This is a genomic window from Streptomyces sp. NPDC025721 (assembly GCF_055558595.1).
The window spans coordinates 250,080-265,091 of record NZ_JBVHMF010000001.1 but is presented as its reverse complement, the minus strand read 5'-3'; the positions used below and the strand labels follow the sequence as shown (position 1 = coordinate 265,091).

The following is a 15,012-nucleotide window of genomic DNA, read 5'->3' as shown; positions in this document are numbered from 1 at the left end:
AGGCGCCAACCTGCTGCTGCCCGCCGCCGACGCGTGCCGCGCAGGGCGCTGGCGACCGCCCGTGTCGTCCTCCTCCACCTGGAGGTCCCGCTGACGGCCGTCCGCGCGGTCGCGGAACAGGCCGCCGGGCTCGTGGTGCTCAACCCCGCGCCGATGGCCGACGGCGTCGCCGACCTGCTCGACCACGTCGACGTCCTCGTGCCCAACGAGTTCGAACTGCGCAGCCTGCTCCGCCGCGAGGCCCTGATCAGTCCCGACGAGGCCGCCGCCGCGGTACGCGAGGTCCCGGGCCGCTGCGACATCGTCGCCACCTTCGTAGGCGCCGGCGCCTACGTCTACGAACGGGCCGCGACCGCGTCACCCACATCACCCCGCGGCCGGTATCCGTCCAGGACACCACCGGCGTGGGCGACTGCCTCTCCACCACCCACCAAATAGTGATCCCCCACTGACCCCGGCCCGCCGGGGGCGGGCGGGGAGTCAGCGCGCACCGCCAGTTCGCGCACCCCGACGACTCCCTTCGGCGACACCATCAGCCCAACGACGACGTGACGTCAGTCCACCCCGTGGGGGGCAAAGCGCTGCGAATGTCGGAAGCTCCTGTTACACATGAGCCTGTTCCGCGGTGCGAGGGGGAGAAATTCAGTGACTGGCGTGACACACAACGAAGAGCCGGTGGCCGGGCTCTACGAGCAGCTCATCACCGCCCGACTCGCAGAGCAGATCAAAGGGTTGGACGCTGTCGGTCTCCACGCGATCGACGAGATCGTGGGGGACGAGTCTGTTCCCCATGTGCTAGCTCGGCACGTCTCCGCGACGGTACATCGCGTCCTTCAGCACCTCACTCCTGCCGAGCGGGTCCTCGCTGCGAACCAGATTCTGGATTCGGTAAGCACCATCGACGGCGCCAAGGAGTGGATCGATCTCGTCTCCGACGGGCCGCGTCAGCTCATGGCCATCGCAGAGCAGGAGGCGCCAGGGGTCTATGCGATCCGCCCGGCGACGCCGCTTTCTGAAACAGCTCTCATCACCAACTCGCCGGAGGACCCGAGCCTCGGGTTCGAGTTGCGCGCCGAGTTGGCTACCGCGGACCGCATCGACCTTCTCTGCGCCTTCGTGAAATGGCACGGCCTCCGCGTTCTAGAGCAGTCACTAAAGTCCGCTCGAGATCGCGGTGTGCCGATCAGAGTGATCACCACGACCTACATTGGTGCCACCGAGCGACGAGCCCTGGACCGCCTTGTGCAGGATTTTGGTGCCGAGGTGAAAGTTAACTACGAGACGCGATCAACCCGTCTCCATGCGAAGGCGTGGCTGTTCCGACGAAACAGCGGATACGACACGGCATACGTCGGCAGCTCAAACCTCTCCAAGACTGCGCTACTCGACGGGTTGGAGTGGAACGTACGGCTCTCGTCAGTTGCCACGGCTGCTGTAATGCGCAAGTTCTCCGCAACCTTCGATGCTTACTGGAGCGAAGCAGCCTTCGAAGCGTACGACCCGGACCGCGACGGTGATCGCCTTCAAGAGGCGCTTACGGAAGCAGGCGGTGGCAACAAAGGGAGCGGTCGACCGTCGATCAGCCTTTCTGGCCTAGAGGTACGCCCATACCCCTACCAGCGTGACATGTTGGAGCGACTGGACGTCGAACGTACGGTCCATGACAGACATCGCAATCTCCTGGTCGCCGCGACCGGTACCGGCAAGACAGTGATGGCGGCACTGGACTATCGAAACTTGCGTCGGAAGCTCGGCCGTGATCTACGTCTGTTGTTCGTTGCTCACCGTCGGGAGATCCTCGACCAGTCACTCCGCACGTACCAAGGCGTCCTGGATGATGCGAACTTCGGGGAACACTTTCATTCGGGCGACATCCCGAGCAACTGGTCTCACGTATTCGCGAGCGTGCAGTCTCTGAACGAGAAAGCATTGGATCGGCTCGCCCCCGACCACTTCGATATCGTCGTTATTGACGAGTTTCATCACAGCACGTCACGGACCTACCGCAGGATCATCGACCACTTCCAACCTTTGGAGCTACTCGGGCTGACAGCAACACCCGAGCGGAGGGATGGTCACAACGTCCAAGACGAGTTCTTCAACGGCAGAATCGCCGCCGAGATGCGTCTCTGGGAGGCACTGGAGAACGACCTCCTCACCCCGTTCCACTACTTCGGGATCACCGACAACACAGACATGTCTGCGGTCACATGGACGCGTGGTACCTACGATGATGGCGAACTGAGTAACCTCTTCACAGGAAACGACGCCCGGGCTCGACTCATTGTGCGCGCGGTAGAGGACAAAGTGAGTGACCCCGGCGCTATGCGCGCGCTCGGGTTCTGTGTGTCAGTGAAGCACGCCCACTACATGGCGGAGTTCTTCCAGAGAGCCGGGCTCAACGCGGTAGCCCTGTCCGGTGAGACGCCAAGTGCCCTGCGAAAAGCAGCACTGGCCAACCTCAAGGACGGCACCCTTCAGATCATCTTTTCCGTAGACCTCTTCAATGAGGGCCTCGATATCCCGAATGTGGACACTCTGCTCCTCTTGCGCCCAACCTCAAGCGCAACCGTCTTCCTCCAGCAGTTTGGGCGTGGCCTGAGGCGCAGCGAGGGGAAGGCAGTCCTCACTGTCCTGGATTTCATCGGCCAGCATCGCGCTGAGTTCCGATTCGAGGAACAGTTCCGTGCTCTGACAAACCTCACGCGCAACCGCCTCCTGACCAGCATGAGAGAGGACTTCCCGCAACTGCCTTCAGGTTGCCAGATCATCCTGGAGCCCAAGGCCAAAGAAGTCATCCTCAAGAACATCAAGAGTCAGATTAGCGTCAACGTCATGCAGCTCGCCAATGAGGTCGCATCCTACGCCCGACCACTCTTGGCCGACTATCTCAACGAGAGCGGCCGGGAGATCAAGGAGCTCTACCGAGGCGCAGGTCATTCATGGACCGGACTGCTTCGTCGGGCCAACCTGATCACAGATTCCGCACCAGTCGGGGAAGCCGAACTCCTCCGTCGAGCGGCTGCCTTCCTCCATGCCGACGACCCAGTGCGGGTCAAGACATACACGCGGCTGCTCGCAGACGACGCACCTGCCTACGAAACTCTGAGCCCCCACGAGCAGGCGTACGCACGCATGCTCTACTTCACGCTGTGGCCGCTGGGCGGTTTCCCCAGTTACGAAGCAGCCTTCCGCACCCTTGATCCGCAGGTAGCCTTCCGACACGAGTTGCGACAGATCCTCAAATGGGGTCTCGACCACGCCGAACACGTCCCAATTCCCCTCCTCGGCACGCACCCCGGTCTCCCTTTGGCCATCCACGCCTCCTACAGCCGCGAAGAGATCCTGGCGGCTCTCGGACAGTCCGTGATCGGGGGTTTCATGCCCGGTCACTTCCGTGAAGGCGTTAAGTGGTGCGAGAACATCAAAACCGATGCATTGTTCATCACCCTAGAGAAAGACGAGAAGGACTTCTCACCTCAGACCCGGTACCGGGACTACGCAATGAACGAGTCGCTGTTCCACTGGGAATCGCAGGTACAGACGTCTGATACATCTCGTACGGGAATCCGCTACCGGACCCACGTGGACCAGGGCACCCATGTCCTCCTCTTCGTCCGCCGTTACAAGAAGACTGACATCGGCGGGCCACAGCCTTGGATGTTCCTCGGCCCCGCTGAGTACGTCGAGTCGAAGGGCAGCAGGCCCATCGGGGTCGTGTGGAAGCTGACTCACACTATGCCCGCCGATGTGTGGACATACTCAGCCATCGCTGTCAGTTGAATCACCGCTCGCTAAGGGTGGCTGAGAGGCACGGCGGGAGCACAAGCGGGCGTGGAGGTGGCGCTGAGGTGTCGGGGGTGGGGTGGGGTGGTCTACTGGGGCGGTTTTAGTGGTGAGTGCGGGGTCTTTGGGGCGTCGCGGTGTGTGGGGAGACGGATATTTCGGAGAACGAGCAAGGGCATGAGACGCGGGCGGCGGAGCGGCTGATTTTGTTTTCGGACGCGGTGGTGGCGATCGCCATCACGTTGCTCGCGTTGGAGTTGCCGGTGCCGGAGGGGCACGATGTGTCGGAGTTCTGGCACTCGGTGCGGGCGGATGACGGGCATTACCTGGCGTTTTTGATCAGTTTCGTGGTGATCGCGATGGCGTGGGGCGAGCACCACAGGGTGTTCAGGACGGCGCTGCGGGTCGATACGCGGTTGCGGAAGATCAACATGGTGTGGCTGATGATGATCATCCTGAATCCGTTCGCGACGAAGATGCTGATCGAGGAGGGGCACGACACCGTCGCCACGCATGCGCTGCGGTGGGGTTTCTACGCGCTGTTGCAGGTGCTGGCGAATGTCACGCTGCTCGCCCTGACGTATTACCTGAAGACGCTGAACCCCGCGGGGACGGGCGCCGGGGTGGACGGGAACGAGGGGTCGTACGGGGTCATCGTCGGGTTCGGTCTGTCCATTCCGGTGTTCTTCGCGACGACGCACGCGTGGGTGCTGTGGATTCTCGGTCCGCTGCTGGCCCGGCGGGTGTACCGGCGTTTCTGGGGGCGGGGCGACCGGGAGTTGCGCGACGCGTGAGGGCGCGGGCGGCGGCGGCCAGGAGGACGAGGGCGGCGAGGGCGAAGACGGCGCTTCCCGTCAGGGCCAGGGACAGGGAGACGTCGAGAGTCGAGGACTGCGTGAAGCCGACCCAGGCGTAGGTGAGGACGGCGCCCGCGGCGAGCGCGAAGCGGTGGGCGGCGGACCACGCCGGGCTGCGGGACCAGCGGAGCGCGAGGCGTACGAAGGCGGCGACGGCCAGGAGCCACAGCGCGGGGTCGGTCCAGTCGGGGACGCCGGAGGGGAGCAGGCCGCCGCGCGCCCAGTAGAGGGACGTGGCGGCGAAGGCCGTGGCGCCGACGAGCCAGGGGCGGGGCGTACGGGCCGTCGGGCGGGTCGCCGGGCGGGCGGGGAGCGTGAAGGCCAGCGCGATCAGTACGAGAATGACGGCGCCGCAGCCGATGAGCCGCGCGGGCGAGGCCATGAAGTGCTCGCTGTGCTGCTGCGCGACGGCGAGGAAGAGCGAGTCGGCGACGAAGGCCCCGGCGACCAGCGGCAGGCCGATGTTGCCCAGCCACGGCCGGATCTCCCGTCCCGCGCGCCCGCCACCCCACGCGAAGGTCTCCACGATCGCGATCGGCACGCACACGCTCCAGACCGTGTGGATCGACAGCACGTCCTCGATCATCCCGACGCTCGTCCCGAGGAACGGCACGTACGTCCCCGCGTACGCGCCCGCCATGTCGAACCCGCCGTAGTGCGGATTCCACAGCATCTGGTCGATCGGCCCCTCCTCGACCAGGGCGTACGCCGCCGCGAGCACGATCATCGTCGGCCAGCCCCGGCCGAGGCGCCGCGCGCACTCGCGGATCAGTACGGCGCCGCCGCCGTACATCGGCGCGAGGATCAGGACGGACGGCAGCGCGGTGACCGGCTGGTTGCCGAGCAGGAACTCCCCTATCAGGGGAGAGAGGAAGAAGAGGGCCACCGCGAGCCGGAGACGGTGATATGGGCGCCGGTCCTGTGGACGCGGGTCGTGCGGGCGCGGGTCGGCCGGGCGCGGGTCGGTCGGCGGCCGGTACGCGGATACGGTCCGGGGGTCGGATACGGTCCCCGGCCGGGAGTCGGCTCCAGGGTCGGATACGGTCCCCCGGCCGGCCTCGGCCCCCGGGTCCGGGGCGGAAGCGGCGGCCCGCGGCAAAGACGTCCGTACTGCGTCGTCGGAAGGCATACCTCCGACGCTAGGCACCCGCCCCGTTCACGGCCTCGGCCGACCGGCCAGACCCGCGGTCCGACCGGCCAGACCCGTCAACCCACCGACCGGCCCCGTCGGCCGACCGCCCGGAGGCGTACACCGACCGGCCCGTGCCGTACACCAGCCTGCCGGCCCCGTACACCCACCGGCCCGTGCCGTACTCCGACCGACCGGCCCCGTACACCCACCGGCCCGCATCCCCGCCGGAGGCGCTACGGGACGGGACCGCCGAGAGCACCGCCCCCTCACTCCTCCCCCGCGTCATGCGCCAGCAGCGCGAGCTGAATCCGGTTCTCGACCCCGGCCTTCCCCAGCGCGCTGGACAGATGCGCCTTGACCGTCCCGACCGACACATGCAGCCGCGCGCCGATCTCGGTGTTGGAGAGCCCTTCCGCGACGGCCCGGGCGACGTCGCGCTCGCGCTCGGAGAGGTCGGCGAGCCGCTGCCGGGCGGCGTCGGCGCGGGAAGAGGACCCGGTAGCCGCGTGGGCGATGAGGGCACGAGCGGCGGACGGCGACAGGACGGGTTCGCCGCGAGCCGCCCGGCGTACGGCCTCGACGATCTCCTCCGGCTCGGTGTGCTTGAGCAGATAGCCCGCCGCGCCCGCGCGTACCGCCTCCAGGACGGTGTCCTCGGCGCCGAAGGTGGTCAGCACGATGACCTGGGGCGCGGGGTCGCGCCCGGTGAGGGCGCGGGTGGCGGTGATGCCGTCCATGACCGGCATGCGGATGTCCATGAGGACGACGTCGGGACCGTGCTGCCGTACGGCCCCGGGTACGGCCGCGCCGTCCCCCACCTCGCCGACGACCTCGATGCCGTCGGCGCCGCGCAGCATCATCTTCAGCCCGGCGCGCACCAGCGGGTCGTCGTCGACCAGAAGTACCCGGATCATGCCGTCGCCCCTCACGCCTCGCCCTTCCCCCGCTGCCGTGGATCACGCGCTGATGTCGCGGGCCACGGTAGCCGTACCCGTACGGTGAACACGCCGTCGGCGCGGCCGTGTTCGAGGGTCCCGCCGTCCAGGGCGACGCGCTCGCCGAGGCCCACGAGACCGGTGCCGGAACCGGGGATCGGGCGCGGCGGCCCCGAAGTCGCCTCGTACGCCTGCGGGTTGGTCACCTCGACGGTGAGGTCCGCGCCGGGCGCGCCGCTCAGCCGTACGGTCACGGGTGAACCGGCCGCGTGCTTACGGGCGTTGGTCAGCGCCTCCTGCACCGCGCGGTAGGCGGTGCGCTGGGCCTGCGGGCGCAGGTCGGACGCGAGCGCGGCGTCCACGTCGTCGTGGAACTGCACGTCCTGGCCGGCCGCCCGCGCCTCGGCCACCAGTACGGCCACGTCCGCGAGCCGTGGCTGCGGCGCGGCCGTGCCCTCGTCCTCCGTCCGCAGCACGAGCAGCACTTCCCGCAACTCCTCCAGCGCCTGATGGGCGTTGTCCCGGATGACGCGGGCGCTCTCCTCGATCTCTGCGGCGTCCAGCGCGGGCCCGTCGGCGCTCCTCGTCCGGTACGCCAGCGCGCCCGCGTGCACGGACAGCAGCGAGATGCGGTGCGCCAGCACATCGTGCATCTCCCGTGCGATGGCGGTCCGTTCGGCGCGGCGGGTGTCGGCGAGCCGCCGCGCGTGGTCGGCGCGCTCGCGTACCGCGTCCTCCCGCAGCCGGACGAGGAGTTGGCGTCGGCTGCGCAGGGCGCTGCCCGAGGCGAAGGAGACGAGGTAGTACGCCACCGAGAAGGCCGCCGCCGTCCAGTCGGTGCCGTGCGGGTCCGACAGCAGCAGCGCGTCCGGCACCGACGCGGCCACGAACAGTCCGAGCACCGGCAGCGAACGGCGCAGCGGCTCGTACAGCGCCAGGCTCGCCGTGATCACCATCCCGGCGCCGAACACGCTGTTGGACAGCGCCAACGCGGGTACGGCCAGCAGCGCCACGGCCATCGGGTACCGCCTGCGCCACCACAGCGACACGCACGCGAGCGCGCCGAGCGGCAGGTCGACCGCCTGGATCCACACCGGCCGGTCCTCGTGCTGCGCCGCGACGCCGTAGACCACCATGCCGACCAGTACGGCGAAGCAGAGCGCGGCCGCGTCCACGGCCCAGTCGCGGGGCGTACGGCCCTCCGGGCGGCCCTCCATACGGAGGTCGGCGTCGGTCATTCCCCGAGGGTAGGGGCGGCGGGGGTCCCGCCCGGGGAACCGTCCCCTGTCCGCCCTCGGGTGCCGGACGGCGGGGCGTGGTCGACGGGTGGGCGCTCATTGCCGCTGGGGCTAGTCCTCAAACGCCGGACGGGCTGGCCCACCGCCACTGGCACACCCGCCAACCCCGGCTCCCGTCCCCAAACACCGGACAGGGCGACTCGCCGCCTCTGGTCGCGGACCCCCTCGCGGCGGCGGCGGACGAGGGGCGGTTAGCCTCGGAGGCAAGGCTTCGGGGTTGGTGCGTGAGGAGGAGGACGGGATGGCTGGGGTTCCGGCGAGTGTGGTGGCGGCGGGCGGGCTGATCGGCGGCTACGGGGTGGCCCGGTGGACGCGGAAGCGGGCCCTTGGGGGCGTGGCCCTCGCGGCGGCGGGCACGCTCGCGGCCCGCGAGTGGCACGCGCGCTCGGGACCGGCGGTCGCCACGACGCTGACCACCGTCTACGTGGCCGCTTTCGCGGGTTCGCACCCTCTCGCCCGCAAGCTCGGCGCCTGGCCCGCCGTCTTCACCGTCGCCGGTGGCGTGGCCGCCGCGTCCTGGGCCGTGACGGGCCGACGCGGCTGAGAGCCGCGCGTATGAACGCCGACGCGGGCGCCCCGTCCAGGGCGGTCGCGGGCCGACGCCGACATCGCCGTCGCCCCTGAGACCACGCCCCGGCCGTGACGGGCCCACGCGGCTGAGAGCCGCGTGTTTGAATGCCGCGCATGGACGACGACGATGTCACGACCGGCGGCGGGGCCGCCGGTTCCGGGTCGGCGCGGATATGGATCGGCGCGATCCCGTCGATGGATCCGGACGGCGTGGAAGTGATTCTGGACCTCGATCTGGACTCGCCCGACCCGGCGGAGCGGATGATCCGTCTGCTGCTGAACCGGGGGCACGAGGGCGAGGAGGGCGTCTTTTATCTGCTGTCGGACGACCTCTCGGCGCGTTATGAGCGGATCGGCGAGCGGTTGGCCGTGACGGTGCTGTCGCACCACGCGGTGCTGGACGCCGATCTGGGCGAGACGGACGAGTTGCGGACGCACCTCGCCGGGCTGGTCCGCGATCCGCTCGACGCCGACCGTCTGGTGCTGCTGCGGGGCGAGATCGTCACCGACTTCGTGCCGGCGGTCCAGGACGACGGCGCGCAGCCGTTGCTCGTCATCGAGCACACCGATGCCGCCGCCACGCTGGCGGATGTCCTGCGCCAGTTCGACGAGGGCGAGACGGGTATCGCCGTGCTGTCGGCGACGCTGGACCGGAAGGGCTGACCGAACCGGCCGCATGCCAACGGCCCTGGCGTCGGGGGGGGAGCGCCAGGGCCGTCGGGGTTAACCGGAGGAGCGGTCCCGGGTGGAGCGGGACCGTCCCAGATGGTTCAGACGGCGATGTCGTGGGCGCGGAGCCAGACGGCCGGGTCGATGGGGGCGGCCCCGGCGGCGGGGCGGACCTCCAGGTGGAGGTGGGGGCTGGTGACGTTGCCGGTGGCGCCGACGCGCCCGATGGTGTCGCCGGTGATGACCTCGCCGGAGGTGACGACCATGGTGGAGAGGTGGCAGTACCACAGCTCGGTGCCGTCATCGAGGGTGAGGATCACGCGGTAGCCGTACGAGCCCGCCCACCCGGCCGAGGTGACCGTACCGGTGTGGATGGCGTGCACCGGGGTGCCGGTGGGAGCGGCGAAGTCCTGGCCGGAGTGGGTGTTGGCCCACAGGGAACTGGCCTCGCCGAAGCTGTCGGTGAGCGTGTACGAGGCGAGCGGCTTGAGGTACGAGACCGCGAGGTGGGCCAGGCGCTCGGACTCGGCCTTGGCGGCGGCCTCGGCATCGGCCTTGGCCTGTGCTTCCGCCGCGGCCTTCGCGGCGGCTGCCTGCTCGCGTACCTTCTGCGCGGCGGCCTCGCGGGCGGCCTGCTGGGCCGCCGCCTTCTCGGCCGCCTCGCGCTCGGCCCGCGCGGCGGCGTCCCGCTGCCGCGTGGCCTCGTCGATGATGCGGGCGCGCAGGGCCTCACCGGGGTCGGTGGGCACGGGGGCGGCGGACGGCGCGACGTCGACGGAGGAGGCGGCCACGACGGCGGTCGGAGCCGTGGTCGAAACCGGCGCCAAGTCCGTGGCCGGAACCAAGTCCGTGGCCGGAGCCAAGTCGGGGGCCGGAGCCAAGTCCGTAGCCGGAGCCAAGTCCGTGGCCGTATCGGCGGCCGTGCTCACGGCGGTGTCGGGGGCCGACACGTCCCGTACCGCCGCGCCGAAGAAGTCACCGGCCGTGGGCAGCGCCGAGACGCCGGGCGAACCGGCGGGCGAGACCCCCGTCGAACTCGGGGGCAGGTCAAGGGAGTCGGGGAGTTCCGGCAGGTCCGGGACCGCTATGGGCGCGGGTACGGCGTCGGCCGCGACGGCTACGCCCCCGGCCCCTACGGCGGCCATCGCGGCGACGCCGAGGACGGTCGAGCCACGGGCCACGGAGCCGACGGAGCGCTGGCGCGGAAGCCGGTGACGGTTCGCGCCCTGAACGCCGTACGCGCCGTATCCGCCCTGCGCGCCCGCGGCACCGGGGTCGACCTGGGCCGCGACGTACGCGGCGGCTTCGGCAGGGGCAGCGACAGAGGCAGAAGCAGTGGCTTCGGCAGAGGCGGCGGAATCCCCTGGAGAATTCCAGTCGTCCCACTCGCCGGGGGGATCGGCCGCTGGGGCCGCCGGGGCGGGAGCGTAGGCAGGCTGGTTGGACGCCACGCGGGCGCACTCCTTTCCTTCCTTGTCGCCTACCGGGTTAGCTGACGGGTTCGGAGCAGGAAGGTCTCCTACGGGCCTGGATGCTGCCCGATTCACCCCATTGGACCCCTCCCGTACGCCAGGGTGTGGCGAGCAGGAGGGCGGGTCCCCGGTTCCCGCGGACGGGATTCGGCAAGCGCGCGGTGCCGCCTCTGTGGCGGTGGTGACAACCGCGCTGCGTTATCGAACGTTAATAGAGCCGGGGTCGTTTTCCAAGCCGAATCAAAGAGTTGACGTCGGGAACCAAACGGTCACGGAGTGCGTGATACGGGTAAACCCGGCACCGGATGTGGCCGGGTAGTGATGTGAGTGTGTGTCAGTTGTTATGCACAGGGGGACGGTTCGATTACGTACGGTCAGGGCGCGGCGCCGATTCCGTGTGCACGGCCGTGTACGGCGTCGACCGACGGCCGGGGTCCGGCAGCCAAGCAACGGGCGGCGACGGGGCCGCCGCGGTCTCGCCACCGGTGTGGACCTCTGCCAATTCGCGAATCGCTTGGCAGGTCACGCACCCGGACCCCACCATGAGCAGGCCCCGTACTTCTGTCATGCACTCGTCCTCTCCATGACGCCCAAGGGAGCTTTTCATGGCACGCCCCAGCGACCCCCAAGTACCCGCGCTGTCAAGCCCGTTGAGCCCGGCCGGTGAATCCGGCCAGGTTGGGCGCGAAGTCGACGCCACGGGCACGCCCGGAGTTACGTCCACGGGTACGTCCGGGGGCACGCTCGGGGTTACGTCCTCGGGTACGTCCGGGGCCGTGTCCGGGGTCCCGGTCCCGTCCGGGGTCGTCTCCGGCACCGAACCCACCGGCTCACCCGGGCGCATACCCGGCACCCCCGCCGGGGTCCCGCTCGCGGCGGAGACGCCCACCCGGCGCTCGCTGCTGCGCGGCACCCTCGCCTTCGGGGCCGCCGTCACCGTCGGCGTCACGGCGGACCTGACGTCCGGGATCGGCCGCGCGTCGGCCGCCACCGTGGACTACCCGTCGGCCTCCTGGACCCCGGCCAGTTCCGGCAACTACACGGCGTCCAACCGCACTTCGACCTACCCGATCAACCTCGTGGTGATCCACGTCACCCAGGAGTCCTTCACCGACACCATCAGCCTCTTCCAGGACCCCTCCCACGCGGCGGCGGCCCACTACGTCGTCCGCTCGGGCGACGGCGCCATCGCCCAGTGCGTCCGCGAGCGCGATGTCGCCTGGCACGCGGGCAACTGGGACTACAACACCCGCAGCATCGGCGTCGAGCACGAGGGCTGGGTCGACCAGCCCGCCTACTTCACCACCGCGATGTACCACTCCTCGGCCGCCCTCACCGCCGAGATCTGCGACAAGTACGGCATCCCCAAGGACCGCGACCACATCATCGGCCACGTCCAGGTCCCCGGCACCGACCACACCGACCCCGGACCCAACTGGGACTGGGTCCGCTACATCCGCCTGGTCAACGGCACCTGACGCCTCCGGCGCGGAATCGGCGCGGAATCGGCGCGGATTCGGGGGACGGTGCCCGAGCGCACGGCGGCCTTCACCTCGTGGACGTGGCCGCGTCCAGGGGAGGCAGGAGGTCGCCGTGGTGGAGGCGGAGGAGCCGGTCGTGGGCGGGGGTGAAGAGCGCGCGGCCGGTGTCCGGCGGTACGTCGCCGGGGGCGGCCGGCGGGGGGAGTGCGGTGGCCGGGAGGGACGTGTGGCCCGTCGCGCGCAGGAGGCGGGCGAGTGCCTCTTCGCGCGCGGGGCCCGCCAGTTCCTCGTCGGTGATCACGCAGACCGCCGGGTGGCGGAGGAGCCACTGGCTCCGGCGGGCCTCGTGCATGCCGGGGAAGCCAGGGTCGGTCAGCGCGAGGGTGATGCGGGCGTCCAGGGTCGGCAGGGCGGTGAGGATGTCGCGGTAGACGAGGTGTTCCGGCTAGGGAGCCCACCTGGCCCTCGGGCCGGGTGAGGGCGCGGATCTGGCTGATGATCCGGTCGCGGATGTCCCGGTGGTGGAAGACGATCGGCGGCCGTCCGCCGGAGTGCCAGACGCGCAGAAGGTCGGCGTCGGCCCGGCGCAGGTCCAGGCCGGTGACGTACCAACAGCCCCTGCCCGGCAGCAGATCGAGCAGTTCGGCGGCGGGCAGCCGGGCCAGCCGGGCTTCGGCGCCGGGGTCCACGGGTGAGCCGTGCGTGACCGGCTGGCCCAGGCGCGTCCACCACACCCGCCACAGGGCGCTGACCGCCTCGTGAAAAGCGGGCTCCACATTCGGGTTCGGACTCGGATTCGGGTTCAGCAGGCGGGCGGCCCTCTCGGGACCGTAGGCGGCCGTGAGCAGCGAATACACCTCGCCAGGACCGGGCTGCCGCGGCCCGGCCGACTGATCTCCGCTCATCGTGCCGAGCGAGGCATACCCGAGCGCGCCGGTGATCCCGGCCACCACCGGCGTCCCACTGCCCGGCAAAGACACGACGATCAAGTGGGCAGCGGACATGTAACTCTCCGAAGAAGTCGGGGCGGGCCGGGCTTGCTGCCCGGCGATGAACGGCACGGCGGGGGTACGTGGGCGCGTGGCGCTCACGGCCACGGGGCCCGGTCGCGGGTACGTGACCACCCGCGTGTGGCCGACCGGTATGCGGGCCGCACCGACGTACGTGGCGCGTGGTGCACGCGGGTGCGCGGCCAAACGGTGGGTCGCCACCCGCGACGGGCCACCAGTACGCGAGTCACACCGACGTACGTAGCGCGTGGTGCCCGCGCCCGCACCCGCGCGGCTGGTGCGGCCGCCCGGTCGGAGCCACCCTGGGCGTGGCGCGCACGCACGCGTAAGGCCACCGGGACGCGGCCAGGCGTGCGGGGCACAGGGACGCGCGGGGCGAGGGGCGGTCGGCCGCCGGGGCGGACGGGACGGCCACGGACGGCGCGGGGGTACGCGGTCGGCGGTGTGGCGGTCACGCCGGAGTATGTGGCGGTCGGCGGTCGGCCGCCGGGTCATCGGAGACGACCGGGCCGCCCGGCGTAAGGAGAAGGTCTTCGTATACGTGGTGGCGGCGGGCCGTGACGCGGTCGTGGAGCAGGGCGGCGGCGCGGGCGGGTTCTCCGGCGTCCGCGAGGGCGCGGGCGAGGGTGTCGTGGATGATCTCGCGCTCCACGCGCACCCCGCCGATCCGGTCCGCCGCCTCGCCCAGGTCGGTGAGGAGGTCGGCCGCCGCCCGGGGGCGGCCCGCGGTGATCTCCGCCAACGCCCGTACCACCGGGGCCAGTACGTCGCGGAACTCCGTGCGCGGGTCGGCGGCGGCGCGGCGGGCCAGGGCGTGCAGGTCGTCGGTCGCGGCCTCCACGGCCAGGGCGAGGGCGAGGTTGAAGGTGTGGAAGACCTCCGCCATGCCGCCCGGTCCGGCCAGCAACTCCCGTACGTGCGCGGGGTCGTCGCGCCCGGCCGGTTCCTGTCCGGCCAGCAGCAGGCGCCAGTTGGTCGCGGCCCGCATGCCGACGTCGGACCTGGACAGGGCCGCGTCCGCGCGGCGACGGGCGTCGGCGAAGTCGCCGCAGGCGATGGAGTGGAGCGCGGCGTGCCAGGTGAGATGGCGCGACTGCACCGCGCGGGGGTCCGCCGCGAGCCACGCGTCGAGGAATTCCGTGCCCGCCCGCCCGGTGCCCAACTCGTGCTCGGCGTGGGCGAGGGCGTGGGCGGCGACGCCTGAGCGCGGGCAGAGTTCCAGGGCGCGTGCCGCGAGCCGGTGGGCGTCGCGTACCCGCCCCTGCTCGGCGCGGGCGGCGGCCAGCCAGCTCGTCCAGGGCCAGTTGCCGGGGCCCGCGAGGGCGGCCTGTTCCTCGACGAGGGCTTCGCCCCGCGCGCGTCCGGCCGGGTCCGCGTCCGCGGCGAAGGCGCCGAGCATGAGCCCGGCGACCTCGTCGGCCGGCCACCGGGCGAAGTGCGCCACCAAGTGGTCCGCGGTGAGCGCGTACTGCCGGTGCGTGAAGAGGAACACGCCGTACACCACGCTCGCCTGGCGCTCGCCGGCCGCCTGCGCGTCGCGGTACGCGACGGCCAACTCCGCCTTCAGCTCCGCGTCGCCGAGGCCGTCGCCGGTCGCCAGGGTGAGCAGCGCACGGGCCAGCCCGCAGTCCGGTTCCGAGGCCGCCCACCGGCGGAGCGAGGGCAGCGCCTGCCCGCTGAGGGCGAGCAGTTCGGCCACCGCCCGGTCGCCGGGCGCGGCGCCCGCGGCCACACCCGTACCGACACCCGGCGCAGCGCACGTACCCACGCCCGTACCAACGCCCGCCACCGTAACCACCGTT

12 protein-coding genes, 1 pseudogene and 1 riboswitch are annotated in these 15,012 nt (G+C 70.7%); of the genes and pseudogenes, 7 read left to right on the top strand and 6 right to left on the bottom strand.

Going from position 1 to position 15,012, the window contains the following annotated elements; genetic code table 11:
• Window positions 1–33 precede the first annotated feature (33 nt).
• The 3 genes and pseudogenes from ACZ4EF_RS01195 to ACZ4EF_RS01185 all read left to right on the top strand — a co-directional run.
• Window positions 34–438, top strand: coding sequence for a PfkB family carbohydrate kinase (locus ACZ4EF_RS01195; protein WP_467502110.1), 405 nt, complete (start codon window positions 34–36; stop codon window positions 436–438).
• A gap of 171 nt (window positions 439–609) precedes the next feature.
• A complete protein-coding gene (locus ACZ4EF_RS01190) occupies window positions 610–3,783 on the top strand; it encodes a DEAD/DEAH box helicase (RefSeq protein ID WP_467502108.1) in 3,174 nt (1,057 codons plus the stop codon).
• Window positions 3,784–3,899: 116 nt separating this feature from the next.
• Window positions 3,900–4,238: pseudogene (locus tag ACZ4EF_RS01185) on the top strand (TMEM175 family protein); the annotation flags it as partial.
• A gap of 199 nt (window positions 4,239–4,437) precedes the next feature.
• Here ACZ4EF_RS01185 and ACZ4EF_RS01180 read toward each other — a convergent pair.
• From ACZ4EF_RS01180 to ACZ4EF_RS01170, 3 genes are all read right to left on the bottom strand, one after another.
• The gene (locus ACZ4EF_RS01180) at window positions 4,438–5,529 is read right to left on the bottom strand and encodes a hypothetical protein (RefSeq protein WP_467502106.1); all 1,092 of its coding nucleotides are present in this window, start codon (window positions 5,527–5,529) and stop codon (window positions 4,438–4,440) included.
• 512 nt (window positions 5,530–6,041) lie between these two features.
• Window positions 6,042–6,689, bottom strand: coding sequence for a response regulator transcription factor (locus tag ACZ4EF_RS01175; protein ID WP_391042790.1), 648 nt, complete (start codon window positions 6,687–6,689; stop codon window positions 6,042–6,044).
• 11 nt (window positions 6,690–6,700) lie between these two features.
• The gene (locus ACZ4EF_RS01170) at window positions 6,701–7,948 is read right to left on the bottom strand and encodes a sensor histidine kinase (protein ID WP_467502105.1); all 1,248 of its coding nucleotides are present in this window, start codon (window positions 7,946–7,948) and stop codon (window positions 6,701–6,703) included.
• Window positions 7,949–8,249: 301 nt separating this feature from the next.
• On the opposite strand from ACZ4EF_RS01170, the gene ACZ4EF_RS01165 reads away from it, so the two are divergent.
• Complete coding sequence (locus tag ACZ4EF_RS01165) at window positions 8,250–8,552, top strand: hypothetical protein (protein ID WP_355336261.1); 303 nt, start codon at window positions 8,250–8,252, stop codon at window positions 8,550–8,552.
• Between the two features lie 140 nt (window positions 8,553–8,692).
• Window positions 8,693–9,241: a hypothetical protein gene (locus tag ACZ4EF_RS01160; protein WP_467502102.1), complete on the top strand. Its 549-nt coding sequence runs from the start codon at window positions 8,693–8,695 to the stop codon at window positions 9,239–9,241.
• Between the two features lie 107 nt (window positions 9,242–9,348).
• Here ACZ4EF_RS01160 and ACZ4EF_RS01155 read toward each other — a convergent pair whose 3' ends face one another.
• Window positions 9,349–10,698: a M23 family metallopeptidase gene (locus tag ACZ4EF_RS01155; protein WP_467502100.1), complete on the bottom strand. Its 1,350-nt coding sequence runs from the start codon at window positions 10,696–10,698 to the stop codon at window positions 9,349–9,351.
• Between the two features lie 11 nt (window positions 10,699–10,709).
• A riboswitch (cyclic di-AMP (ydaO/yuaA leader) is annotated at window positions 10,710–10,882 on the bottom strand.
• 679 nt (window positions 10,883–11,561) lie between these two features.
• Here ACZ4EF_RS01155 and ACZ4EF_RS01150 point away from each other — a divergent pair.
• Window positions 11,562–12,197 (top strand): N-acetylmuramoyl-L-alanine amidase, encoded by a 636-nt coding sequence (locus ACZ4EF_RS01150; protein ID WP_467502619.1) that lies wholly within the window; start codon window positions 11,562–11,564, stop codon window positions 12,195–12,197.
• 70 nt (window positions 12,198–12,267) lie between these two features.
• On the opposite strand, the gene ACZ4EF_RS01145 is transcribed toward ACZ4EF_RS01150, so the two are convergent.
• Window positions 12,268–12,552 (bottom strand): hypothetical protein, encoded by a 285-nt coding sequence (locus ACZ4EF_RS01145; protein WP_467502099.1) that lies wholly within the window; start codon window positions 12,550–12,552, stop codon window positions 12,268–12,270.
• A 166-nt stretch (window positions 12,553–12,718) separates the two neighbouring features.
• On the opposite strand from ACZ4EF_RS01145, the gene ACZ4EF_RS01140 reads away from it, so the two are divergent.
• Window positions 12,719–12,895, top strand: coding sequence for a hypothetical protein (locus tag ACZ4EF_RS01140; protein ID WP_467502098.1), 177 nt, complete (start codon window positions 12,719–12,721; stop codon window positions 12,893–12,895).
• Window positions 12,896–13,661: 766 nt separating this feature from the next.
• Here ACZ4EF_RS01140 and ACZ4EF_RS01135 read toward each other — a convergent pair.
• Window positions 13,662–14,978 (bottom strand): tetratricopeptide repeat protein, encoded by a 1,317-nt coding sequence (locus tag ACZ4EF_RS01135; protein ID WP_467502096.1) that lies wholly within the window; start codon window positions 14,976–14,978, stop codon window positions 13,662–13,664.
• Window positions 14,979–15,012: the final 34 nt, after the last annotated feature.

Bases quoted from the DNA above. Each gene is read 5' to 3' on its own strand.
- ACZ4EF_RS01190 (WP_467502108.1), top strand. From the start codon at position 610: ATGAGCCTGTTCCGCGGTGCGAGGGGGAGAAATTCAGTGACTGGCGTG.
- ACZ4EF_RS01175 (WP_391042790.1), bottom strand. From the start codon at position 6,689: ATGATCCGGGTACTTCTGGTCGACGACGACCCGCTGGTGCGCGCCGGG.
- ACZ4EF_RS01170 (WP_467502105.1), bottom strand. From the start codon at position 7,948: ATGACCGACGCCGACCTCCGTATGGAGGGCCGCCCGGAGGGCCGTACG.
- ACZ4EF_RS01165 (WP_355336261.1), top strand. From the start codon at position 8,250: ATGGCTGGGGTTCCGGCGAGTGTGGTGGCGGCGGGCGGGCTGATCGGC.
- ACZ4EF_RS01160 (WP_467502102.1), top strand. From the start codon at position 8,693: ATGGACGACGACGATGTCACGACCGGCGGCGGGGCCGCCGGTTCCGGG.
- ACZ4EF_RS01145 (WP_467502099.1), bottom strand. From the start codon at position 12,552: ATGCACGAGGCCCGCCGGAGCCAGTGGCTCCTCCGCCACCCGGCGGTC.